The 6,478-nt window shown below is 71.3% G+C and carries 6 protein-coding genes; 4 read left to right on the plus strand and 2 right to left on the minus strand.

What is annotated here, in order from left to right; translation table 11 throughout:
* Positions 1–38 precede the first annotated feature (38 nt).
* The 3 genes from ADY01_RS09475 to ADY01_RS09485 all read left to right on the plus strand — a co-directional run bounded on the left by ADY01_RS09475 (position 39) and on the right by ADY01_RS09485 (position 3,161).
* Positions 39–998, plus strand: a complete 960-nt coding sequence (locus ADY01_RS09475; RefSeq protein WP_107081688.1) for a carbohydrate ABC transporter permease — start codon at positions 39–41, stop codon at positions 996–998.
* A gap of 110 nt (positions 999–1,108) precedes the next feature.
* The gene (locus tag ADY01_RS09480; protein WP_049568943.1) at positions 1,109–1,963 is read left to right on the plus strand and encodes a carbohydrate ABC transporter permease; all 855 of its coding nucleotides are present in this window, start codon (positions 1,109–1,111) and stop codon (positions 1,961–1,963) included.
* Between the two features lie 115 nt (positions 1,964–2,078).
* Entirely contained in the window at positions 2,079–3,161 is a 1,083-nt protein-coding gene (locus ADY01_RS09485; RefSeq protein WP_078900142.1) for a LacI family DNA-binding transcriptional regulator, read from the plus strand.
* Positions 3,162–3,211: 50 nt separating this feature from the next.
* Here ADY01_RS09485 and ADY01_RS09490 read toward each other — a convergent pair whose 3' ends face one another.
* Positions 3,212–3,868: a TetR/AcrR family transcriptional regulator gene (locus tag ADY01_RS09490; protein WP_049568914.1), complete on the minus strand. Its 657-nt coding sequence runs from the start codon at positions 3,866–3,868 to the stop codon at positions 3,212–3,214.
* A 116-nt stretch (positions 3,869–3,984) separates the two neighbouring features.
* On the opposite strand from ADY01_RS09490, the gene ADY01_RS09495 reads away from it, so the two are divergent.
* Positions 3,985–4,995 carry a hypothetical protein gene (locus ADY01_RS09495; RefSeq protein WP_049568917.1) on the plus strand — a complete coding sequence of 337 codons (1,011 nt, stop codon included), beginning with the start codon at positions 3,985–3,987 and terminating at the stop codon, positions 4,993–4,995.
* 77 nt (positions 4,996–5,072) lie between these two features.
* On the opposite strand, the gene ADY01_RS09500 is transcribed toward ADY01_RS09495, so the two are convergent.
* A partial coding sequence (locus ADY01_RS09500; protein ID WP_234320150.1) for a PQQ-binding-like beta-propeller repeat protein occupies positions 5,073–6,478 on the minus strand: 1,406 nt, incomplete at its 5' end.

Below are 6,478 nucleotides of genomic sequence, written 5' to 3' on the forward strand. Positions count from 1 at the left end.
GCGCACTCAGCGAAACGGCAGAACGGCGGGCATCCATCATGTCGACCACCACTGTGACCGTGGAGCCGAAGGGGAACGTCGCTCCCCGGCGCGGCCACCGGCGCCGCCCGCGGTGGCGGACGCTCCGCGCGGCCAAGGGAGCGGGCTTCGCGGCGCCCTTCTTCCTCGGCTTCCTCTTCGTCTTCGTCATCCCCGTCGGCTACGCGGCCTACGAGAGCCTGTTCTCCGAGCAGAGCTCCGGCCTCGGCATCGGTGGGCAGGAACGTGTCTTCGTCGGACTCGACAACTTCACCCGCGGCCTGTCCGACGGCGCCTTCTGGGCCTCCATGGTGCGGGTGCTGGTCTTCGCCTGTGTCCAGATCCCGGTCATGCTCGGCCTGTCGTTGGTCATGGCGCTGCTCCTGGACACCCTCGCCACCCGCACCGCTCACCGGTTCCGGCTGGCCTTCCTGATCCCCTACATGATCCCCGGCATCGTCGCGGCCCTGATGTGGATGTACCTCTACAGCCCCCGCCTCGGCCCGCTCACCGACGCGTTCGGGATGTTCGGCATCGACGCGGACTTCTACGCCTCGGAGATGCTGTGGGGCTCCATGGGCAACCTTCTGACCTGGCACGGTCTCGGCTACAACATGCTGATCATCTACGGCGCGCTGCTCGCCGTGCCGCGGGAACTGTTCGACGCCGCCCGGGTGGACGGCGCGTCCGAGCTGCGGATCGCCCTGACCATCAAGGTGCCGTTCGTGCGCGGCGCGCTGGTGCTCACGGGCATGCTCTCGATCATCGGCATGCTCCAGATCTTCAACGAGCCGCTGATCTTCCGGCAGGTGGCCCCCGAGACGGTCACCAAGAACTACACGCCGATCCTGATGATCTACAACCAGGCGTTCGACGCGAACGACTACAACTACGCGGCAGCGCTCTCCATCATCCTCGCGCTCATCGTCGGCGCCGTCTCCTTCGCCTTCTACAAGCTCACGAACAGGCCGCAGGCATGACTCTCTCCGAACAGATCACCGCGGTTCCCGAGCCCGGCGCTCCCGAGCCCGCCGGATCCCGGCGCCGCACGCGCGCCGACCGGCGCGAGGCGAGGCGGGCGCACGAGGGGATGCCGGTCGGCGCCGGGCGGTCACGGGTGTCGAACGGACTGGTCCTCCTGGCCCTCGGCCTGTTCACGCTCTACTCCGTCACGCCGGTGTGGTGGCTCCTGGTGTCCGCCACGAAGGACCAGCGCGACCTGCTCTACTCCAACGGGCTGTGGTTCGCCGACTTCAACCTCGCCGACAACATCGAGCAGGTCTTCACCTACAACGACGGCATCTTCTTCCGCTGGCTGCTGAACTCCCTGCTCTACGCCGGGGTCGGCGCCCTCGTCTGCACCCTGATCGCGCTCAGCGCCGGCTACGCGCTCTCCCGCTTCCAGTTCCCGGGGCGGGGCGCGGCGCTCGGCGCCGTCATCGGCTCGTTCCTCATCCCCTACGCGATGCTCACCCTGCCGCTGTACCTGCTCTTCGCGCGTCTCGGCCTGGTGAACACCGTCTGGGCCGTCCTGATCCCCTCCTTCATCAGCCCCTTCTCCGTCTACCTGGCGAAGGTGTACGTCGACGGGGCGGTTCCGGAGGAGCTCATCGAGGCGGCCCGGCTCGACGGCGCGGGGGAGCTGCGGATCTTCTTCCAGATCGTCATGCGGATGATGACGACAGGCGGGGCCACCGTCTTCCTGCTGGCGTTCGTGCAGAACTGGAACCAGTTCTTCCTGCCGCTCACGATGCTCCGCGGCGAGGAGCAGTGGACGCTCAGCCTCGGCCTGTACGCCTGGAACGCCAAGCGCGACGAGGCGGAGATCGATCTCTCCGCCCTCGTGCTCACCGGCTCCCTGCTCTCGATCGTGCCCCTCGCCGTCTTCATGGTGGCCATGCAGCGCTACTGGCGCGCGGGCGTGACCCTCGGCAGCCTCAAGTAGTGGGCGCCGCACGGTTCGGGGCGCGCGGGGCGGCGTTCTCCGGAGAGGCCGCGCTCCCCCGCGCCCCCGCCGCTCGGGCGGTCCGCCGGGGCGCCACCGCTCGTAGACTGACGCCGTGACCACACAGAACGGTGGGACGGGGAAGGTGAGCCCCGGGCGGACCACACTCAAGGATGTCGCGCACCGGGCCGGAGTCTCGGTGCCCACCGTCTCCCGGGTCATCGCCGGAAACTACCCGGTCGCCACCGCCACCAAGCGCCGCGTGGAGAGGGCGCTGCGGGAGCTGGACTACGTCGCCAACACCCACGCCAGGGCCCTGCGCGGCCAGGGCACCAAGACGGTCGCCTTCATCCTCAACGACGTGCGCGGCCCGTCGTTCGCCGAGGTCGCGCACGGGATCCAGGAGGAGGCCACGCGCCGGGGGCGGCTGTGTCTGGTCTTCGTCAGCGGCGGCGACGCGGAGCGGGAGCTCGATGCGGTCGGGCTCATGCGCCAGCAGGGCGCGGAGGCGGTCATCCTCATCGGCAGCGTCCAGGACGACGCGGTCTACCGCTCGCGGATGGCCGCCATCGCGACCTCCCTCGACCAGTCGGGCTCCCGTCTGGTGCTGTGCGGGCGGCCCCCCCTGGGCGAGTCGGTGCCGACGACCGTGGTCGAGTACGACAACGAGGGCGGTGCCTACGCGATCACCAGCCGCTTGCTCGCCGCCGGCCACCGCAGGGTGCTGTGCCTCGGCGGCGACGCCGGGCAGACCACGTCCGCCGAGCGGCTCGCCGGCTACCGGCGGGCGCTGGCGGACTTCGGAGTCGAGTTCGACCCCGCCCTCGTCGAGAAGGTGAGCTTCGAGCGCGGCGCCGCCTACCTGACGATGCGTGACCGGCTGGCCAGAGGGGTGGACTTCACCGCGGTGTTCGCCCTCACCGACGCGGTCGCCGCCGGTGTGCTCCGGGCTGTCACGGAGCGCGGTCTGTCCGTGCCGGACGACGTCTCGCTCGCGGGCTACGACGACGTCCCCCCGGCCACCGACCTGCGCCCCCAACTCACCACGGTCCACGTCCCGTACGAAGAGCTGGGCCGCACGGCCGTGCGGCTCGCCCTCGACCGGCCACCGGGCCGCGGTGGCGGGGAACAGCACGCGCTCCTCGGTACCCATGTCGTCGTCAGGGATTCCATCGGCCCGCCAAGGCAAGGGGGTTGACGGGTTCCGGATCTCCTGTCCGTCCAGCGGATGCCCCGGTCGGGCCGGCTTCACGGCTGGGTGCGTCGCTCGGCGGCGTCGAACGCGGGCGCGAGCGGGGACAGCGCCGCGCGGAGCTGATCGGGCAATGAGCCGGAGGGCACGACCAGCCCTGCGGCGCCGAGACTCCCGGCGGCCCCCGCGTTCCCGGTCGGCTGGAGCCAGCCCTCCATCGCGATGCGCACCGCCGCGGCCACGCTCGCCGCGAGAACGCGGGCCGCGTGCGCTCCGGCGTCACCCAGGCGTTCGGAGATCACCGCCGTGAGAGGGGGCTCGATGCCGGCGGTGGTGTCGAGGAACGCGTCGCGCAGCGTGGTCCGGGTGGTGATCAGCAGCAGCGCCTCGCGATCGCGCTCACCGGTGTTCGTGTACTGCTCGACCACTGCCTCGGTGACGGCGTCGGCCAGGCGCACTCCCGCGGGCCGGGCCGCGACCGCCGCCGCGATCCGCGCTTCCCGGTCCGCGGTGACGGCGGAGACGATCGCCTGCTCGCGGCTGGCGAAGTAGTTGTTGTAGGTGCGCGGCGAGACCCCGGCCGCCTCGGCGATGTCCTCGACCCGCACCCGGTCCGGCCCGCGCTCCACGGCCAGGCGCAGGGCCGCCTCGCGGAGCGCCTCGCGCGTGGCCTGCTTCTTCCGCTCCCGCAGCCCTGGTGGTGGTGTCGTCACGGGGTCAGCGTTTCACACGGGGCTGCGCGCACGCAAACTTGCGCGCGCGCACTTTTCCTGCCAGTCTCGACCCTCCCGAGACCGGCAGAGAGGACGTCACCATGCGAGCAAGGGGAATGACCTACGACACCGGATTCGTCGTGCACGGCCAGACCTCCCGGGAGCGCTTCGACCCCGCGGTGGTCCGGCGCGAGCTCGCCATCATCCGCGACGATCTGCACTGCAACGCGGTCCAGATCATCGGTGGCGACCCGGACCGACTGGAACTGGCCGCCGGTGCCGCCGCCGAACTCGGCCTGGAGGTCTGGTTCTCGCCCTACCCGCTGGAGCTGGATCCGGAGCAGATCCTCACGCTCTTCCGCGACTGCGCCGAGCGAGCGGAGCGGCTCCGGCAGCAGGGGACCACCGTCGCGTTCGTCGCGGGGGTCGAGCTGAGCGTGATGAACCGCGGGTTCCTGCCCGGAGAGAGCCCCGAGGGGCGGGTCGAGCGGCTGATGAGCCAACCCGAACGGCGGGCCGAAGCGATGCGCGAGCTCGGCGTGCGCGTCAACGCGTTCCTCCGCGACGCCGTGGCCACGGTCCGCGAGCGCTTCCGGGGCAGGCTCACCTACGCGTCCATCCAGTTCGAGCAGGTCGACTGGACTCCCTTCGACATGGTGACGTTCGAGCTGATCCGCTCCGCCGAGGTCGCCGACCGGTTCCGGGACGCGGTGCGCACCCTGGCCCAGGGCCCCAAGCCGCTCGCCATCACCGGCTTCGGCACCGCGGCCTACCGCGGCGCGGGAGACCGCGGTGGGCGGGTGCTGGACGTGGTCGAGCACGACCCCGAGACCAAGGCCCCTGTCCGGCTGAACGGCATATACGAGCGTGACGAGGCCGGCCAGGCCGCCTATCTGAGCGAGCTGCTGGAGATCTTCGAGACCGAGGGCGTGGACAGCGCGTTCGTGTTCTTGTTCGCCTTGCCCGGCTACCCGCACCGCCCGGACGGCGACCCCAGGGACGACTTGGACCGGGCCGGCCTGGGCATCGTCAAACTCCTCGAAGGGCGCCGGGGGCAGACCTACCCCGACATGGAATGGGAACCCAAGGCCGCCTTCACGGCGGTGGCGCAGCGGTATCGGAGGTGACATGCCCCACCCTCACCGAACTCCGCACTCACGTGGACGCGTTGAACCAACGCGTGGAAGTCCGTCCCACCGGGCGGTCACACGCGCAGAGCCCGCAGCGTTCCGCCGTTGTCGAGGACGACGACCGGGGCGTCGCCGGGTGAGGAGTCGCTGACGGTGGTGCTGTCGAACTGGCCGGTCCAGACCTCGCGGCCGTTCTCCGCGTCGAGGATCCGCAGGGTGGTCCAGTGCTGGAACACCCGTTCCTGAGTGGTCCGGTAGAGCAGGGCATACGTCTCGGTGGTACGCACCACCCGGATGTCCTCGGTCTCGTCGTGCCAGCGCTGGGTGCCGTTCTCGGCGGCCAGGCACACCGTTCCCTCTCGGGTGGGCAGAACGAAACCGTCCGCCACGGCCCTCACCGGGCCGTCCTGGTCCGGGACGTAGGTGCCGTCGTAGGTCCACTTCGACCGGCCGGTGAATACGTCCAGGGCGATCGGTCTCCGGCGCTCCTCGGCGGCCGACGGCATGAACACCGTGGTGCCCCGCACCAGTGACTCGAGGGGCGGGAGGGCCCCGCCGCCGGACTCCGGCTCGCCGGCCCGGAACGTGCTCAGCCACACCCTGTCGCCCGTGCTCGTCTCGCGGAAGGCGAGGTCGGTGGTGCCGGCGGTCCGGCCGGCCAGGTAGCACAGGAAGCCCTCGCCGTCGCCGAGGGCGTGCCCCCGGTTGCCCCTCGGCAGGATGTCGGGGTGTTCCCACAGCTCCTCGCCGGTCTCGGCGAGCACCCCCAGCCCGCCACCGAACAGGATCAGATCGCCGGCCGGCACGAACGTGTCGCCGTCCATCGTCCACCGGTAGTCGCCGGTGCGCGGGTCGGTCGCGACCACCAGGCCGTCCTCGCTCGTGATCAGCAGGCCGCTGGGCCGGTGCACGTCCACCGATGCGCCGAGGACGACCTCCCGCCGTGTCAGGCGCTCGCCGCTGGCCGCGTTGTATGCGGACACCGTGTATCCGTCGACCTCGTCCGCGCGGGTGGTCACGGTGATCACGGTGCCGTCGACCACCGTGAAGCGCATCTGGTTCCCGACCCACAGTGCGTTGAAGTCGATCCGCCACAGTTGCTCGCCGGTGGCCAGGTCGAGGGTGTGGAGCACGGCCTTGTCCCGGTAGTCGTTGCCGCGGGCCACGTGGCAGCGCCCGTTGGCCACGATCACGTCGTCACCCCCGTTGTTCACCAGGTCGACGTCGCCGATGTTCCGCGACCAGGCGACCGGGCCCTGCTCGGGGTCGCCGGTCACGTACAGCGCCGCCGCGCCGCCGGCCGCCGCGAGCGCGGCCAGGCCCGCGCCGCGCAGCAGCAGGTCGCGTCGCGAGACACCCGCGCCTCCGGGCGGCACGGGCGGGCCGGTGGGTGCCCGGGTGGTCGGTTCCGGCGCGGCGTCCTCGGTCACGGGGGCGGTCGCGGGGGCGGTCGCGGGCCTCGCGACGGTCGGGGTGGAGC

The organism is Streptomyces sp. SBT349, assembly GCF_001083795.1.
Lineage (GTDB): Bacteria > Actinomycetota > Actinomycetes > Streptomycetales > Streptomycetaceae > Streptomyces.

What these genes read in the sequence shown, in the direction of transcription:
- ADY01_RS09475 (WP_107081688.1), top strand. Translation starts at nt 39, where the DNA reads ATGTCGACCACCACTGTGACCGTGGAGCCGAAGGGGAACGTCGCTCCC.
- ADY01_RS09480 (WP_049568943.1), top strand. Translation starts at nt 1,109, where the DNA reads ATGCCGGTCGGCGCCGGGCGGTCACGGGTGTCGAACGGACTGGTCCTC.
- ADY01_RS09495 (WP_049568917.1), top strand. Translation starts at nt 3,985, where the DNA reads ATGACCTACGACACCGGATTCGTCGTGCACGGCCAGACCTCCCGGGAG.